The sequence below is a fragment of the Neisseria sp. 23W00296 genome (assembly GCF_044772855.1).
In the GTDB taxonomy this organism is placed as follows: domain Bacteria; phylum Pseudomonadota; class Gammaproteobacteria; order Burkholderiales; family Neisseriaceae; genus Neisseria.
Genome location: NZ_CP173024.1, coordinates 1,484,352 through 1,501,669 on the forward strand (window position 1 = coordinate 1,484,352; position 17,318 = coordinate 1,501,669).

Annotated in this window: 16 protein-coding genes; 11 read left to right on the forward strand and 5 right to left on the reverse strand. The window is 56.2% G+C overall.

Features of this window, described 5'->3' with window-relative positions; genetic code table 11:
• Nucleotides 1–41 precede the first annotated feature (41 nt).
• The 3 genes from ACG2K1_RS07360 to ACG2K1_RS07370 all read right to left on the reverse strand — a co-directional run bounded on the left by ACG2K1_RS07360 (nt 42) and on the right by ACG2K1_RS07370 (nt 1,794).
• A complete protein-coding gene (locus ACG2K1_RS07360; protein WP_009425655.1) occupies nt 42–455 on the reverse strand; it encodes a DUF4124 domain-containing protein in 414 nt (137 codons plus the stop codon).
• A gap of 23 nt (nt 456–478) precedes the next feature.
• Nucleotides 479–679: a hypothetical protein gene (locus tag ACG2K1_RS07365; protein WP_009425656.1), complete on the reverse strand. Its 201-nt coding sequence runs from the start codon at nt 677–679 to the stop codon at nt 479–481.
• Between the two features lie 137 nt (nt 680–816).
• Nucleotides 817–1,794, reverse strand: a complete 978-nt coding sequence (locus ACG2K1_RS07370) for a malate dehydrogenase (protein WP_009425657.1) — start codon at nt 1,792–1,794, stop codon at nt 817–819.
• 575 nt (nt 1,795–2,369) lie between these two features.
• On the opposite strand from ACG2K1_RS07370, the gene sdhC reads away from it, so the two are divergent.
• From sdhC to lpdA, 9 genes are all read left to right on the forward strand, one after another.
• Complete coding sequence (gene sdhC / locus ACG2K1_RS07375) at nt 2,370–2,753, forward strand: succinate dehydrogenase, cytochrome b556 subunit (protein ID WP_036495766.1); 384 nt, start codon at nt 2,370–2,372, stop codon at nt 2,751–2,753.
• Complete coding sequence (gene sdhD / locus ACG2K1_RS07380; RefSeq protein ID WP_395428634.1) at nt 2,747–3,091, forward strand: succinate dehydrogenase, hydrophobic membrane anchor protein; 345 nt, start codon at nt 2,747–2,749, stop codon at nt 3,089–3,091. Before sdhC ends, sdhD begins: the two co-directional genes overlap by 7 nt.
• 12 nt (nt 3,092–3,103) lie before the next feature.
• Complete coding sequence (gene sdhA / locus ACG2K1_RS07385) at nt 3,104–4,867, forward strand: succinate dehydrogenase flavoprotein subunit (protein ID WP_395428635.1); 1,764 nt, start codon at nt 3,104–3,106, stop codon at nt 4,865–4,867.
• Nucleotides 4,868–4,880: 13 nt separating this feature from the next.
• On the forward strand, nt 4,881–5,588 hold the full coding sequence (locus ACG2K1_RS07390; RefSeq protein WP_036495770.1) for a succinate dehydrogenase iron-sulfur subunit: 708 nt from the start codon (nt 4,881–4,883) through the stop codon (nt 5,586–5,588).
• 2 nt (nt 5,589–5,590) lie between these two features.
• Nucleotides 5,591–5,839 (forward strand): succinate dehydrogenase assembly factor 2, encoded by a 249-nt coding sequence (locus tag ACG2K1_RS07395; protein WP_009425663.1) that lies wholly within the window; start codon nt 5,591–5,593, stop codon nt 5,837–5,839.
• A gap of 61 nt (nt 5,840–5,900) precedes the next feature.
• The gene (gene gltA, locus ACG2K1_RS07400; protein WP_094031046.1) at nt 5,901–7,184 is read left to right on the forward strand and encodes a citrate synthase; all 1,284 of its coding nucleotides are present in this window, start codon (nt 5,901–5,903) and stop codon (nt 7,182–7,184) included.
• 182 nt (nt 7,185–7,366) lie between these two features.
• A complete protein-coding gene (locus ACG2K1_RS07405) occupies nt 7,367–10,195 on the forward strand; it encodes a 2-oxoglutarate dehydrogenase E1 component (protein ID WP_395428636.1) in 2,829 nt (942 codons plus the stop codon).
• A 63-nt stretch (nt 10,196–10,258) separates the two neighbouring features.
• Nucleotides 10,259–11,431 carry a 2-oxoglutarate dehydrogenase complex dihydrolipoyllysine-residue succinyltransferase gene (gene odhB / locus ACG2K1_RS07410; RefSeq protein WP_395428637.1) on the forward strand — a complete coding sequence of 391 codons (1,173 nt, stop codon included), beginning with the start codon at nt 10,259–10,261 and terminating at the stop codon, nt 11,429–11,431.
• 120 nt (nt 11,432–11,551) lie between these two features.
• Nucleotides 11,552–12,991, forward strand: a complete 1,440-nt coding sequence (gene lpdA, locus ACG2K1_RS07415) for a dihydrolipoyl dehydrogenase (protein WP_395428638.1) — start codon at nt 11,552–11,554, stop codon at nt 12,989–12,991.
• A gap of 166 nt (nt 12,992–13,157) precedes the next feature.
• Here lpdA and ACG2K1_RS07420 read toward each other — a convergent pair whose 3' ends face one another.
• Nucleotides 13,158–14,198, reverse strand: coding sequence for a sulfate ABC transporter substrate-binding protein (locus tag ACG2K1_RS07420; RefSeq protein ID WP_395428639.1), 1,041 nt, complete (start codon nt 14,196–14,198; stop codon nt 13,158–13,160).
• 231 nt (nt 14,199–14,429) lie between these two features.
• Between ACG2K1_RS07420 and ACG2K1_RS07425 the strand changes: the two genes are divergently transcribed.
• A complete protein-coding gene (locus tag ACG2K1_RS07425) occupies nt 14,430–15,821 on the forward strand; it encodes an OmpP1/FadL family transporter (RefSeq protein ID WP_395428640.1) in 1,392 nt (463 codons plus the stop codon).
• Nucleotides 15,822–16,102: 281 nt separating this feature from the next.
• Here ACG2K1_RS07425 and ACG2K1_RS07430 read toward each other — a convergent pair whose 3' ends face one another.
• Nucleotides 16,103–16,759 carry an RBBP9/YdeN family alpha/beta hydrolase gene (locus tag ACG2K1_RS07430; RefSeq protein WP_395428641.1) on the reverse strand — a complete coding sequence of 219 codons (657 nt, stop codon included), beginning with the start codon at nt 16,757–16,759 and terminating at the stop codon, nt 16,103–16,105.
• 89 nt (nt 16,760–16,848) lie between these two features.
• On the opposite strand from ACG2K1_RS07430, the gene ACG2K1_RS07435 reads away from it, so the two are divergent.
• A complete protein-coding gene (locus ACG2K1_RS07435) occupies nt 16,849–17,214 on the forward strand; it encodes a MerR family DNA-binding transcriptional regulator (protein ID WP_395428642.1) in 366 nt (121 codons plus the stop codon).
• Nucleotides 17,215–17,318: the final 104 nt, after the last annotated feature.

Here is a 17,318-nt window from a genome sequence, read left to right on the forward strand (position 1 = left end):
CCCGGGTTTTCAGACGGCCTCTTTAAAGATCAGTTGCCGGATTACTGTTTTTGCAGCGCCGCTTCGGCCTGTTTGACATCGGATTCCAGTTTGGCGATGCGTTCGAGATATTTGGCATAGTTGCGCTCGTTGCCGTAACGGACTTTTTTACCCTCTTCCAATGCTTTTTTTGCCGCCGCGACACGCTGGCGGGCTTCTGCCTGCCCGTTGTCTGCAGGCCGGCTGTCGGTGGCGGGAGCATTGTTTTGTGTTGCAGCCGCAGAAGATACGGAAACGGCGGGCGCAGGCAGCGCCGAGTAGACGGAGGGAGTGCCGAGATCGCTCTTATGGCAGTTGCTGCCGCGCGGATCCTGCGTATAAACGGTGTGACCGGAGGCGTCTTTGCAGGTATAGACGGCGGAATGGGCGGATACGGACGCCGCCAGCAACACGGAGGCCAACAAGATGTTTTTCATAAAAATTCCTTTTTTGATGCTGATTAAAACCAGAGATACCAAGCCGCCAAAAGAACGGCACACAAGACGGTATTCACGGCCAGCACCCAATACCACTGCCGCCTGGTCGGAGGACGGACGGTCAGCGCGGTACGGCTGCGGCGGACATAGAAAAAGGGCGAAAGCAGAATCGAAACGGCAGAGAGCAGGATCACTGCTGCGTAGTAGATTTTTTCTGTCGGCATTTCCCGCCTCCGTCTGTTCGCCATGACGGGATTATATAGCGGCAGCGGCGTATTTCCCACCCGCCGGCGGCATCGGCAGACAAGACGGCAAAGACAATGAAAAACTGCCGGACAATGCCGGCAGTTTTGTTTGGCGCTTACAGCAGGTGGGCAACACCGGCTTTCTCGTCTTCCAATTCTTTCAATGTGATATTGATGCGCTCGCGGCTGAAATCGTCGATAGCCAAATCGCGCACCAGTTTGTATTCGCCGTTTTCGCAGGTAACGGGAAAACCGAAAACCGTGCCTTCGGGGATGCCGTAGGAGCCGTCGGACGGGATGCCCATAGTCACCCATTTGCCGTTGGTACCCAGCACCCAGTCGCGGATATGGTCGATGGCGGCATTGGCGGCGGATGCGGCGGAAGACAGGCCGCGCGCTTCGATGATGGCTGCACCACGTTTGCCGACGGTAGGCAGGAAGACGTCGGCGTTCCAAGCCTGATCGTTAATCATGTCTTTCACGCTTTCGCCGTTGATGGTGGCGAAACGGTAGTCGGCATACATGGTGGGCGAATGGTTGCCCCATACGCACAGTTTTTCGATGTCGGCCACGGCTTTGCCGGTTTTCTCGGCAATCTGGCTCAGTGCGCGGTTGTGGTCGAGACGCAGCATAGCGGTGAAGTTTTTCGCGGGCAGATCGGGGGCGGACTTCATGGCGATATAGGCGTTGGTGTTGGCGGGATTGCCGACAACCAGCACTTTCACGTTGCGGTCGGCCACTTTGTTCAACGCCGCGCCCTGAACGGTGAAGATTTCGGCATTGGCCTGCAAAAGGTCGGCGCGCTCCATGCCTTTGCTGCGCGGACGCGAGCCGACAAGAATGGCGATTTGCGCGTCTTTGAACGCCACTTCGGGATCGTCGGTAGTAAACATGCCTGCCAAGAGCGGGAAGGCGCAGTCCTGCAATTCCATCATCACACCTTTAACGGCGTTTTGCGCCTGCGGCAGATCCAAAAGCTGCAAAATAACGGGTTGGTCTTTGCCCAACATTTCGCCGCTGGCAATGCGGAACAGCAAAGCGTAACCGATTTGACCGGCAGCACCGGTTACTGCGACACGGACAGGTGATTTCATACTCGAAGACTCCTATTGCATAAAATAAATTAACGGTTCGATACGGAAAGCCGCGTCGGCACATTGTTTTGCAGTCTGCCCCGACCAAGCTTTCATTGAGTTTACTTGATGGGACAATATTTAATCAAGATGTGTAAAGAAGAAAAACTCCGTTTGTAATCCGATGTAGCGGCAACACCCAAACAGGATAAAAACAGAAAACGGGAAACATTTGTATAGAGCAGAAGAAAATAAAAACAACTCTCTGAAATATTGAAATAACAAGATTATTTCCAAATGCGGTTTCAAGCCGCCGTAAGAATCCCAAGCATATTGCAACGGAACAAAACGGATACACAGCAACAAGGTAACACTTTGCTTTTAATGAATAATCCATTAAATTAACTGAAAGTTGTTTTTATTTGTAATAAAATTGTAAAAACAGATTAAAAAAAATACACGGAAGACTATTCAATCCACAACAAACAGGGTAAATTACGGGCTGAAGTAGCCCAATGTAGCCGATATTACGACCATTATTGGGCAGCTTGGATTTTTAGTTCGAGAAAAATTACTGTTTGAAAGAGGAATCAAAGATGCAGACGAAAAAGCGGCCTGTATTTTTGGAGATGCCGGTTTTAATCCGTGCCCTGCCCGTTCCCGGGATAGTCTCCATTCTCCATCGCGCCAGCGGCGTGATTTTGTTCATCATGCTCCCCGTGTTGCTGATGCTGCTCGAAGGCTCGCTCAGCAGCGGGGAGACTTTTGAATCGTATAAAGCGGTTGTAGGCAATCCGCTGGTCAAACTGATTCTAATCGGCGTTCTTTGGGCGCTGCTGCACCATTTGTGCGCAGGCATCCGTTTCCTGTTCTTGGACGCCCATAAAGGTCTGGAACTGCAAACCTGCCGCAAAACAGCCAAATTGGTTTTAGCCGTTTCACTGACTCTGACATTGGTATTGGGAGTGGCATTATGGTAGACCGCAAACTGGCCGGCGCCCATTACGGCCTGCGAGACTGGGCGGCACAGCGTGTTACCGCTGTTTTTATGATTATCTATCTGACTGTATTTTTTCTGTTTCTGCTCGGAATGTCCGGGGCAAAAGACTATTCACAGTGGCAGGCGTTTTTCGATAAGACTTGGGTCAAGGTATTTACCCAAACAACCTTTATCGCTTTGCTTCTTCACGCATGGGTCGGCATCCGCGATCTTTGGATGGACTATATCAAGCCCTTCGGTTTGAGACTGACCCTGCACTGCGCCACCATCGTCTGGCTGGTTATGTGCGCGGTGTATTCGTTTAAAGTAATCTGGTAAAGGAACGAACAAATGAGTTTTCCCATTCGCAAATTTGATGCCGTTATCGTCGGCGGCGGCGGCGCTGGTCTGCGTGCCGCATTGCAGCTTTCCAAAGCAGGATTGAACACTGCCGTATTATCCAAAGTTTTCCCCACTCGTTCGCATACCGTTGCCGCGCAAGGCGGTATTTCCGCCTCACTGGGCAACGTTCAGGAAGACCGGTGGGACTGGCATATGTACGACACCGTAAAAGGATCGGACTGGCTGGGCGACCAAGACGCCATCGAATTTATGTGCCGCGCCGCTCCTGAAGCCGTCATCGAGCTCGAACACATGGGCATGCCTTTCGACCGTGTCGAAAGCGGCAAAATCTACCAGCGCCCGTTCGGCGGACATACCGCCGAGCGCGGAAAACGTGCGGTGGAACGTGCATGCGCCGTTGCCGACCGTACCGGCCATGCCATGCTGCATACCCTGTATCAGCAAAATGTCCGCGCCAACACCCAATTTTTCGTCGAATGGACGGCATTGGATTTGATTCGTGACGAAAACGGCGACGTTGTCGGCGTTACCGTTATGGAGATGGAAACAGGCGATGTTTATATCTTCCATGCGAAAGCCATTCTGTTTGCCACCGGCGGAGCAGGCCGTATTTATGCTTCCTCGACCAATGCGTTTATGAATACCGGTGACGGCTTGGGCATCTGTGCGCGTTCAGGCATTCCGTTGGAAGATATGGAGTTTTGGCAGTTCCATCCGACCGGCGTAGCAGGCGCGGGCGTACTGATTACCGAAGGCGTACGCGGCGAAGGCGGCATTCTGCTCAACGCCGACGGTGAGCGTTTCATGGAACGCTATGCACCGACTGTGAAAGACTTGGCTTCGCGCGACGTCGTTTCCCGCGCCATGGCGATGGAAATTTACGAAGGACGCGGCTGCGGCAAAAACAAAGACCACGTCTTGCTGAAAATCGACCATATCGGTGCAGAAAAAATTATGGAAAAACTGCCCGGTATCCGCGAGATCTCCATCCAATTTGCAGGCATCGACCCGATTAAGGATCCGATCCCCGTTGTTCCGACCACACACTATATGATGGGCGGCATCCCTACCAACTATTTGGGCGAAGTCGTTATTCCTCAGGGAGACAATCCGGAAGTACCCGTAAAAGGGCTGTATGCCGCAGGCGAATGCGCCTGTGCCTCCGTACACGGTGCCAACCGCTTGGGAACCAACTCCCTCTTAGACTTGGTCGTATTCGGCAAATCCGCCGGCGACAGCATGATTGCCTATGTTAAAGAGCAAGCCGATTGGAAACCGCTGCCCGCCAATGCCGGAGAACTGACAAAACAGCGTTTAGACCGATTGAACAATCAAACCGGCGGCGAAAAAGTTGACGCTCTGCGCAACGAGTTGCAACGCACCGTTCAGTTGCACGCAGGCGTATTCCGTACCGATGCCATCCTGAAAGACGGTGTAGAAAAAGTTCTGAAACTTTACGAACGTGCCAAAAATACCGAAATCGGCGACAAGAGCATGGTTTGGAATACCGCACGCATCGAAGCTTTGGAACTGGATAATTTGATGGAAGTAGCCAAGGCAACCTTGGTTGCTGCCGAAGCACGCAAAGAATCGCGCGGCGCACACGCCTCGGACGACCACCCTGACCGTGACGACGAAAACTGGATGAAACACTCGCTGTTCTACTCTGCCGACAACCGCTTGGCCTACAAACCGGTTCACACCAAACCGCTGACCGTCGACTATATCGAACCAGCCAAACGTGTTTACTGAGGAATACACCACCATGGAAAAAATTCAATTAAAAGTGTACCGCTATAATCCCGATGTGGATGCCAAGCCGTACATGAAAGACTACGAACTGGAAATCGAACCGACAGACGTCAAACTGCTTGACGCAATCATGAAGCTCAAGGCGCAGGACGACACATTATCGTTCCGCCGTTCCTGCCGCGAAGGCATCTGCGGATCGGACGGCATGAATATCAACGGCAAAAACGGTCTTGCCTGCCTGACCGACATCCGCAGCCTGAAACAACCTATCGTATTGCGCCCCCTACCCGGCTTGCCTGTGGTACGCGATCTGATCGTCGACATGACCCAGTTCTTCAAACAATACCACTCCATCAAACCCTACGTTGTCAACGACACCCCGGTCGATCCCGACAAAGAACGCCTGCAAACCCAAGAAGAGCGCAAAGAACTCGACGGCCTCTACGAATGCATTCTCTGCGCATGCTGCTCGACCTCATGTCCTTCTTTCTGGTGGAATCCGGACAAATTCGTCGGCCCTTCCGGCCTGCTCAACGCCTACCGCTTTATTGCAGACAGCCGCGACACTATCACCAACGAACGGTTGGACAACCTGAACGATCCTTACCGTCTGTTCCGCTGCCACACCATCATGAACTGCGTAGATGCTTGTCCGAAACACCTGAACCCGACTCGTGCCATCGGGAAAATTAAAGAAATCATGTTGAAACGAGCCGTTTAAATATGATAACTTTCGACGAAGCAGCGAAGCGGCGAATCCGTTTCCTGACACGCCGTGGACTGCTTGAGCTCGATATTGTGCTCAAGCGGTTTATGGAAAAAGAATTCCCGCATTTGAGCGATGAAGAATTGGCGGTATTTGTAGAAATTCTGGATCTGCCCGACCAAGAATTTTTGGCTTTGGTAAACCGGAAAGAAACAACCGAAAATCCCGAATTCGCAAATTTGCTGGATAAAATCAGGCAGAGCTGAGAGGTTGGAGGCCGTCTGAAAACACCCCTTGGTAAATCTTAGAAGAATAAAGGAGTAAGAGATGTCTCAGTCAATTAAAGTGGAAATCGCAGGCAAAGAGCCCATGGAGCTGCCGGTATTGAAAGGCACACTGGGCAACGACGTTGTCGACATCCGCACCTTCACCAAAGGCAGCGGTATGTTCACATTCGATCCCGGCTTTGTTTCAACCGCCAGCTGCGAGTCGAAGATTACCTTCATCGACGGCGACAAAGGCTATCTGTACTACCGCGGCTACCCGATCGAGCAGCTTGCCGAGCACGGCGACTACTTGGAAACCTGTTACCTGCTGATCTATGGCGAACTGCCCAACGCCGAACAGAAAAAACAGTTCGTCGATACCGTGATGCACCACACCATGGTTCACGAACAGCTGACATGGTTCTTCCGCGGCTTCCGTCGCGACGCGCACCCAATGGCCATGATGGTCGGCGTGGTCGGTGCACTATCCGCCTTTTATCAGGACAGCTTGGAAATCGCCGATCCCGAGCATCGCAAAGTTGCCATTTACCGTTTGGTTTCCAAAATCCCGACGATTGCCGCGATGTGCTACCGCTATTCAAACGGCCTCCCGTTCAACTATCCGAAGAACAACCTCTCTTACGCCGAAAACTTCATGCACATGATGTTTGCCACACCGTGCGAAGAGTATAAACCAAACCCTGTTTTGGCGCGCGCACTTGACCGCATCTTCATCCTGCACGCGGATCACGAGCAAAACGCCTCTACTTCCACCGTACGCCTGGCAGGCTCTTCCGGCGCAAACCCCTTCGCCTGTATCGCAGCGGGCATTGCCAGCCTGTGGGGTCCCTCGCACGGCGGCGCCAACGAAGCCGTGCTGAACATGCTGGACGAAATCGGTGATGTATCCAATGTTGCCGCATTCATGGAAGGCGTTAAAGCGAAGAAATACCGCCTGATGGGCTTCGGCCACCGCGTATACAAAAACATGGATCCCCGTGCCGCCATTATGAAGCGCACCTGCGACGAAGTCTTGCGCGAACTGGGTTTGGAAAACGACCCCAAATTCAAGCTGGCGATGGAATTGGAAAAAATCGCACTGAGCGATCCGTATTTCATCGAGAAAAAACTGTACCCGAACGTAGACTTCTATTCCGGTATCGTTTTATCCGCTTTGGGTATTCCCGTTTCCATGTTCACCGTCATCTTCGCCTTGGCACGTACCGTAGGCTGGATTTCCCACTGGCACGAAATGATCTCCGACCCGGGGCAAAAAATCGGCCGCCCGCGCCAACTGTATACCGGTGCTCCACGTCGCGACTACACTCCGCTGGACAAACGCTGACATGAAAATGCCGGTGTAATCCGGAATCGAAAAAGAAAGCAGGATTTTCCTGCTTTCTTTTTTGCCGCACGGTAGTAATGAAAAATTATAAAGAGTAAAATAAGGCTCAATATTTGAGCGGGCAGCTGCCCGGCAGTCTGCCGGCTCGTTTGTGTTTGTTCCCAAGTAAAGAGGCTAATGCCATGATGGATGAAAAACAGAACTTTTCCTACCTCTTCGGCTCCAATGCTCCCTATATCGAGGAGCTGTACGAAGAGTTTTTAAACGACCCGAATTCCGTAGAGGAATATTGGCGGAAATATTTTTCCGAACTGACCGTCCAACCCGGCGCAGCCGAACGCGACGTAGCACACCGCCCCATTCAGGAATCTTTTGTCAAGCTGGCAAAATCCCGTCCCGTTGCTGCTGGAACGGTTGACGAGACCCTGTTGAAAAAACAGGTTGGTGTACTGCGCCTGATTTCGGCTTACCGCATCCAAGGTGTCGGCGCCGCACAACTTGATCCCCTGAAACGCAAACCGCCCATCCACATCGAAGGCTTGGATCCCAAATTCCACGGCCTTTCCGATTCGGATATGGCGGTTAAATTCAATGTCGGCAGCGGCGACTTCGGCGGCGGACATGAAAAACTGACCCTATCCGAAATTCTTAGCAAACTGAAACAAACCTACTGCGGCACTATCGGCATCGAGTACATGCACATCACCAACCGTGCAGAACGCCGCTGGATACGCGAGTATTTTGAAAAAACATCCTCCACGCCCAAATTCAATGCCGATGAAAAACTGTATATCCTGAAACAGCTTACAGCGGCAGAAACACTGGAACGCTACCTGCAGAACAAATACGTCGGCCAAAAACGCTTCGGTGTAGAAGGCGGCGAAAGTTCCATCCTGGCTCTGAACTATCTGGTTCAGAATGCGGGTAAAGACGGCGTAGAAGAAGTTATTGTCGGCATGGCGCACCGAGGCCGTCTGAACGTACTGGTCAACACCTTGGGCAAACAGCCGAGCGATCTGTTCGCGGAATTTGAGGGCCGCGCTGAAATCAAACTGCCCAGCGGCGACGTGAAGTACCACACCGGTTTCAGCTCCGACATCGCCACGCCCACCGGCCCCATGCACGTCACGCTGGCCTTCAACCCCTCCCATTTGGAAATCGTCAATCCCGTAGTCGAAGGCTCGAGCCGCGCCAAACAAGACAGACGCGGTTCAGACGGCCAAAAACAGGTTCTGCCCGTCCTTATCCACGGCGATTCCGCCTTCATCGGCTTGGGCGTCAATCAGGCCGTATTCAATATGTCGCTGACCCGTGGCTACACTACCGGTGGTTCCATCCATATCGTCGTCAACAACCAAATCGGTTTCACCACATCCGACACCCGCGACACCCGTTCCACCGTCTACTGCACCGACATCGCCAAAATGGTCGACGCGCCGATTTTCCACGTCAACGGCGACGATCCCGAAGCCGTGTGTCTGGTGATGCAGGCAGCAATGGACTACCGCAAAACCTTCCACAAAGATGTCGTTATTGATGTGGTCTGCTACCGCAAAAACGGCCACAATGAAAGCGACGATCCGACACTGACCCAGCCAATGATGTATAAAGCCGTTGCCAAACATCCGGGCACACGAGCCATTTACGCCGACAAGCTCGCGCAGGAAGGCATCGTCAGCAAAGAGCAGGCCGATTCCTACGTTCAGGCCTACCGCGACGCCTTGGATCGGGGCGAACACGTCGAGCAAACCCGCCTAACCAACTACACCAGCAAACACAGCGTCGATTGGACGAAATACCAAGGCCAAGACTGGCGCGAAGCCGTGGAAAGCGGCCTGTCTGCCGAAGACATCAAACGTCTGGCCGACAAATTCACCGCCGTTCCCGAAGGATTCGGCTTGCACAACACCTCCAAACGCCTGATTGCCAACCGCAAAGCCATGGCAGCCGGCGAGCAGAACGTCGACTGGGGTATGGCCGAGACCATCGCCTACGCCAGCCTGGTCAGCCACGGCACGGGCGTTCGCATTTCCGGCGAAGACTCCGGACGCGGCACTTTCTCACACCGCCAAGCAGTTTTGCACGACCAAAACCGCGAAAAATGGGATTCGGGAACCTACATTTCCCTGCAACACATCAGCGACAGCCAAGCACCGTTCACCGTTATAGACTCCATCCTGAACGAAGAAGCCGTGATGGCTTACGAATACGGCTATGCCTGCTCCGCGCCCGATATGCTGACCATTTGGGAAGCGCAGTTCGGCGACTTTGCCAACGGCGCACAGGTTGCCATCGACCAGTTCATCTCTTCCGGCGAAACCAAATGGGGACGCCTGTGCGGCCTGACCGTCATCCTGCCGCACGGCTACGACGGCCAAGGCCCGGAACACTCCTCAGGCCGTTTGGAGCGTTGGCTGCAACTGTGTGCCGAACACAATATGCAGATTGTTATGCCGTCTGAAGCCTCGCAGATGTTCCACATCCTGCGCCGTCAGGCTCTGCGCTCCGTGCGCAAACCGCTGGTCATCTTTATGTCCAAACGCCTGCTGCGCTTCAAAGACGCCACCAGCCCGCTGGAAAACTTCCTCGAAGGCACGACTTTCCGCCCCGTTATCGGCGATACCGCAGAACGCGCCGACAACGGCAAAGTCAAACGCGTCATCCTGTGCTCCGGCCAAGTGTATTACGACGTCGCCGCAGGCCGTGCCGAGCGCGGCTTGGAAGAAGAAGTCGCCATCATCCGCGTCGAGCAGCTCTATCCCTTCCCCTACGCCGAGGCCGAGGCCGAGCTGGCGAAATACCCCAACGCTGCCGAAATCATGTGGGTGCAGGAAGAGCCGAAAAACCAAGGCGCCTGGTATCAGACCCGCCACCGCTTGGAATATCTGGCGCAAAACGGCCAAAAAGTCGTGTACGCAGGCCGCCCCGCCAGCGCCTCTCCGGCCGTCGGCTATGCCAGCAAACACACCGCCCAGCTCAAACAGCTGGTGGAAGACGCTTTCGCCTTTTAACCCGTCAACAGACGCGGCCCGCCGCAAAGCGGGCCGCATAAAAACCACACCTAGGAGCAAAAAATGATCGTAGAAGTAAACGTTCCCGTATTCGCCGAAAGCATCACCGAAGGCACCCTACTGACCTGGCACAAAAAAGCCGGCGAAGCAGTCGCCCGCGACGAAGTTTTGGTCGAAATCGAAACCGACAAAGTCGTACTCGAAGTGCCCGCGCCGCAGGCCGGCGTTTTGGTGGAAATCATCGTCAACGAAGGCGACACCGTCGAATCGCAACAGGTTTTGGCGAAAATCGACACCGAAGCCACCGCAGCTGCCGCAGCCCCTGCCGCACAGGCACCCGCTACCGAAGCCGCTCCCGCCGCGCCCGCTTCCAACGCCCAAGCCGGCGTCGCCATGCCCGCCGCCGCCAAACTGGCCGCCGAAAAAGGCGTGGACGTGGCATCGGTACAAGGTTCCGGCCGCGACGGTCGCGTGCTGAAAGAAGACGTGCAAAACGCCCCGGCCGCCGCTCCCGCCGCTCCGATTCCCGCCGGCGTCCGCCCCGAAGAGCGCGTACCGATGAGCCGCCTGCGCGCCCGCGTTGCCGAACGCCTGCTCTCTTCGCAACAGGAAAACGCCATCCTCACCACCTTCAACGAAGTCAATATGAAGCCGGTGATGGATCTGCGCGCCAAATACAAAGAAAAATTCGAAAAAGAACACGGTGTCAAACTCGGCTTCATGTCCTTCTTCGTCAAAGCCGCCGTTGCCGCGCTGAAAAAATTCCCCGTTGTGAACGCTTCAGTTGACGGCAAAGACATCGTGTACCACGGCTACTTCGACATCGGCATCGCCATCGGCAGCCCGCGCGGCCTGGTCGTGCCGATTCTGCGCGATGCCGACCAGATGAGCATCGCCGAAATCGAAAAAGCCATCGTCGATTACGCCGTGAAAGCCAAAGACGGCAAAATCGCCATCGAAGATTTGACCGGCGGCACATTCAGCATCACCAACGGCGGCACCTTCGGCTCGATGATGTCCACCCCCATCATCAACCCGCCGCAATCGGCCATTCTCGGCATGCACGCCACCAAAGAGCGCGCCGTAGTGGAAAACGGCCAGGTTGTCGTGCGCCCGATGATGTATCTGGCACTCTCTTACGACCACCGCATCATCGACGGCCGCGAAGCCGTGCTGACACTGGTCACCATCAAAGACCTGCTGGAAGACCCGGCACGCCTGCTGCTGGATCTGTAAGCCCCTTTCAGACGGCCTGTTCGCACAACAGGCCGTCTGAAAATCATATTCCCGTCCATATTTTCAGACGGCCCCATCCAAAGCACAGGCCGTCTGAAACCGATATAAAAGGATAGAAAAATGTCCCAACAACCATACGACGTTGCCGTTATCGGCGCCGGCCCCGGCGGCTATGTTGCCGCCATCCGCGCCGCCCAACTCGGATTCAACACCGTCTGCATCGACGCAGGCGTCAACAAAGCAGGCGATGCCCCCGCACTGGGCGGCACCTGCCTCAACGTAGGCTGCATCCCCTCCAAAGCCCTGCTGCAATCGAGCGAACACTTCCACGCCGCGCAGCACGATTTCGCCGAACACGGCATCACCGTCGGCGACGTGAAATTCAATGCCGCCAAAATGATCGAACGCAAAGACGCCATCGTCACCAAGCTCACCGGCGGCATCGCCTTCCTGTTCCAGAAAAACAAAGTCGCCAGCCTGCACGGCAAAGGCTCGTTCAAAGGCAAAAACGGCGACGCCTACCAAATCGAAGTCGACAACAAAGGCGAGAAAACCCTGATTGAAGCCAAACACGTCATCATCGCCACCGGCTCCGTACCGCGTCCGCTGCCGCAAATCGCCATCGACAACGCAAACGTCCTCGACAACGAAGGCGCACTGAACCTGACCGCCGTGCCGCAGAAACTCGGCATCATCGGCTCGGGCGTCATCGGCCTCGAAATGGGCTCGGTTTGGAACCGCGTCGGCTCGCAGGTCACCATCCTCGAAGCCATGCCCACCTTCCTCGCCGCCGCCGACCAGCAAATCGCCAAAGAAGCCTTCAAATACTTCACCAAAGAACAAGGCCTGAACATTGAACTGGGTGTCAAAATCGGCGACATCAAAAACACTGGTGCGGGCGTTTCCGTTGTCTATGAAACCGCCGCAGGCGAAAGCAAAACCGAAGAATTCGACAAACTCATCGTCTCCATCGGCCGCATCCCCAACACCGACGGCCTGAACGGTGAAGCCGTCGGCCTGGAAAAAGACGAACGCGGCTTTATCAAAGTAGACGGCGAATGCCGCACCAACCTGCCCAACATCTGGGCGATCGGCGACGTGGTGCGCGGCCCCATGCTGGCGCACAAAGCCAGCGACGAAGGCGTGGCCGTGGCCGAGCGCATCGCCGGCCAGAAACCGCACATCGACTTCAACAGCGTGCCCTTCGTCATCTACACCGATCCCGAAATCGCCTGGGTCGGCAAAACCGAAGAGCAGCTCAAAGCCGAAGGCGTCAAATACAAAAAAGGCACGTCCGGCTTTGGTGCCAACGGCCGCGCACTGGGCTTGGGCAAAGCCAAAGGCACCGTCAAAGTGCTGTCCGACGCCGAAACCGACCGCATCCTCGGCGTACACATGGTCGGCCCGATGGTGAGCGAACTCATCGCCGAAGGCGTTGTCGGCCTCGAATTCTCCGCCAGCAGCGAAGACCTCGCCCGCATCATCCACGCCCATCCCACCCTGTCGGAAGTGGTGCACGAAGCCTGCCTGGCCGCCGACAAACGCGCCCTGCACGGCTGAGGCCGTCTGAAAAACAAAAACGCCGCCGCGCCCTGCCGCTGCGGCGTTTTTGTTTTCGCAACACCCGTACCCATCCCTGCTCCGCGCATCGGCGGCACGGATGGAAGCCCTGCCAAAACATCAGGCCGTCTGAAACGTTCAGACGGCCTTTTTGATTCCTTCCTGCCTATTTGCGCGTGCCGAGCTGGTCGAACACGCCGCCGTCGGCAAAGTATTTCGGCATGATTTCGTCCCACGAACCGAACACCTCGTTGGGATTGAAGGTTTCCAGCGGCGGCAGCTCGGCGGCATGGGCGGCGAGCACCTGCGGGTCGGCGGGGCGCAGATAGAGTTTCGCACCCAACTCCTGCGCCGGTTTGCTCCACAGATAATTCAGATATTCCGTTGCCGCGGCGCGCGTGCCGCGTTTGTCGGCCACGCTGTCCACCACGGCCACCGGGCTGTCCATGCGTATCGAGTATTTCGGATAGACGATTTCCACTTCGCCCCTGCCAAACTGCTTGGCCGACAGATTGGCCTCGTTTTCAAACGTCACCAACACGTCGCCGATATTGCGCTGCATAAACGTGGTGGTGGCCGCGCGGCCGCCGTTTTCAAACACCTCCACATTGGCGAGCATTTTTTTCACATAACCGCGCGCCTTCGCATCGTCGCCGCCGTTGGCTTTCAGGCCGTAGCCGTATGCGCCGAGAAAGGTGTAGCGGCCGTTGCCCGTTACCTTCGGATTGGCGATCACCAGTTTCACGCCCTCCCCTGCCAAGTCGCCCCAATCCTTAATCTGCTTGGGGTTGCCTTTGCGTACGAGAAACACGGTGGTGCTGGTGAAGGGCACGGCGTTATTGGGAAACGCATTCTGCCAGTCGGCCTTCACCAAACCTTTTTTCACCAGCAGATCGATGTCGGAAGCCTGGTTCATCGTCACCACGTCGGCCTGCAAACCGTTGGCAACGGCCAGCGCCTGCTTACTCGAGCCGCCGTGCGACTGCTGCACGGCAAGCGCCGCACCGTCGTGCTGTTTTTTGTATTCTTCGACAAACAGCGGATTGAAATCCTTGTAAAAATCGCGGGCAACGTCGTAAGAAACGTTCAACAGCTTCGTCTCCTGCGCCGCGCCGCCTGCGGAAGCGGCGTTTTGCGCCGCATTGTCGGGCGCACAGGCGGAGAGCGCGGCGGCGGCAATCAAGGCGGCAAATGATTTTTTCGGCATGGGGTTTCCTTTGATGTTTTTTTCAGAAGGCGGATTTATGCCAGAGGCCGTCTGAAAAAGGAAAGAACCGTTTGCCGCAGCATTATGGCCTTTGGTTATAAACCCTTTCAGACGGCCTCCCGTCAGGCCGTCTGAAATCCGCATTAAATCGCAAAACACAGAAAAAAGTTTACACCACACGTTATTTTGTTAAAATTCGAGCCTTTACTTTAAACTGCGTTAAAACAACACATGAACCAAACCGCCAACCGCCTCCGCATTACCGCCCTCCTCACCGCCGCCGCCCTCTCCGCCCAAGCCCAAGCCTCCGGCTACCACTTCGGCACCCAGTCCGTCACCGCCCAAAGCACGGCCAACGCCGCCGCAGCCGAAGCCGCCGACGCCGCCACCATCTTCTACAACCCCGCCGGCCTCGCCAAACTCGACGGCAGCGAGGTCACCACCGCCCTCAACATCGTCGCCCCGCACATCGCCTACGGCGACGCCGAAGCCGAATATTTCCGCGGCGGCAGCGTGCGCGGCGAAACCTCCGGCAAAATTACCAAAGACATCGTGCCCGCGCCCCACCTCTACGGCGCATACCGGGCAAACGACAACCTGACACTCGGCCTCGGCATCTACATCCCCTTCGCCTCCTCCACCGAATATCAGAAAAACTCCGTCCTGCGCCACAACCTCAACCAACTCGGCCTTACCACCGTTGCCATCGAACCCGTCGCCGCCTACAAAATCAACGACCGCCACGCCGCCGCCGTCGGCCTGATCGCCCAATATTCCACCGCCGAGCTGCGCAAATACGCCGACTGGAACGCCTCCGGCCGCCTCGGCGCACACACCGGCCTTTCAGACGGCCACGCCGAAGTCAAAGGCAAAGACTGGGGCTTCGGCTACCAGCTCGGCTGGCTGTGGGACATCGACGACCGCACCCGCGTCGGCCTCAACTACCGCTCCAAAATCAGCCACGACATCAAAGGCACGGCCGACTGGACACCCGACGGCGCCGCCGTCACCACCCCCAGCCCCCTGCTCGGCGGCAAAAACGCCTACGACGCCCTCATCAGCACCGTTTCCGGCTACAAACCGCACGAAAAAGCGCACGTCAAAATCGTCACCCCCGAATCCCTGTCCGTGCACGGCATGTACCAAGCCACAGCGAAAACCAAACTCTTCGCCGACCTGACCTGGACGCGCCACAGCCGCTTCAACCGCGCCGAACTTATCTTTGAAAACAGCAAAGCCGTCGTCAGCGGCCGCTCCGACCGCACCGTCATCACCCCCAACTGGCGCAACACCTACAAACTCGCCCTCGGCGGCGCCTACCAATACAGCGAACCCCTACAACTGCGTGCCGGCCTCGCCTTCGACCAAAGCCCCGTGCGCGACGCACAAAGCCGCCTCAACACCCTGCCCGACGGCAACCGCATCTGGTACTCCGCCGGCGTCAAATACACCCACAAAAAGCGCCACGTCTTTGACATCGCCTACAGCCACATCCACATCAACGACACCCGCTTCCAAGCGGCGGCCGCATCCGGCCGCGACGTCGACAGCAAAGGCCGCGCCTCCGCCTCCTTCAAAAACCACGCCGACATTCTGGGCTTGCAGTACACCTACAAATTCTAGGGCGTGTTGACAATCAACATTTTGGCGTCTTTTCCGTCCTAAAACGGCATCTGCCGCGTTGAAAATACTCGCCTATGGACGGCATAGGCTCGCATTTTCGCCTTGCATCCGCCATTTTATGCCGAAAAATCCGCTTCAAAAGTTGAATGTCAACACGCCCTAGGGACTGTTCAGACGGCCTCAAAGCACACAAAGGCCGTCTGAAAGCGCAGCTTCAACGAAGTGAAAAAAGGCCGTCTGAAACGCCAAAAGGCTTTTCAGACGGCCTTTTGCCGCACGCCTTATCCCGCCCGGGACGCCATCCGCCGCACGGCCTGCAACACCGGCGGCAATTCGGTGAAGCCGTCGGATGCGAGGAAATGCCCGCCGTGCGGCACAACGGTCATACGCGCGTCAAGCTGCTGCGCCAAAAGCCGCGTGTTCTCGGGCGGCACAATGGTATCGTCGGCAGCGGCAAAAAGTTCGATATTGCCCGTCATCGCCCGCAGTGCGGGAAAGTCCAAGGTGCAGCGGCGCACATAGGCATCGACATCGAAACCTCCGATGCGCGGCAGCGTCGGAATCGGCGCACCGAAAGCGGACACCAGCACCAGCCCGCCGATGCGCTTCGGCCGCAACGCGCTCAAATAATGCAGCACGGAAACCGTGCCCAAGCTGTGGGCGACGAAAATATCGTTTTCAGACGGCCTGCCGACAGCATCGGCCAAAGCCTGCTGCCAGCGGTCGAAATCGGGCATGCCGCTGTCGAGCAACGCCACTCTGCGGGCAGAAATACCCGCGTGGACGAGCGCCGCTTCCAGCCAGGCAAACCAATGGTCGCTAACCGTCGCGCCGTAGCCGTGAATAATAAAGACCCGTGCAGAAGACGGGGCGCTCAGACGCGCGCAGGCGGCAAACAGCCCGATGCCTGCGGCGGCGCAGAATGTGCGGCGGTTCATATAAAATACTCCCTTCGGCAATATTGAAACGGCAGAGCTTACAGGCTGCCACCGTGTCAGGGTCAAGCAGACAAACAGAAAGGAAACGGATGAAAATCGGAGCATTCTCCCGCACCAGCGGCGTCAGCATACGGATGCTGCGTTTTTACGAAACAGCAGGCATCATCACCCCCGCGCGCACGGCAGGCGGCTACCGCGAATACACCGAGCGTGACATCTCCTTCGTGCGCAAAGCGGCCATGCTCAACCGCGCCGGACTGGCCTTGAAAGACATCGCCCTGCTGCGCGACTGCCTGCACGACGAGCCGCAGGATTTCTGCACCGAACTGCGCGGCAGACTGCACGCCGCCCGCGCGGCCGTGCTGGACGAAATCGAACGCCTGCGCCAATCCGAACGGCTGATTGCCGCCCTGCTTGGCGACGGAGAAAACGGCAAAGGCACAGAGGCCGTCTGAAAGCACAGCTTCAACAAAGTTAAAAAGGCCGCCTGAAACGCCAAAGCGCTTTCAGACGGCCTTTTCCGTTGCCATGCCCACAGCGAAACGGCATAATTGCCGCC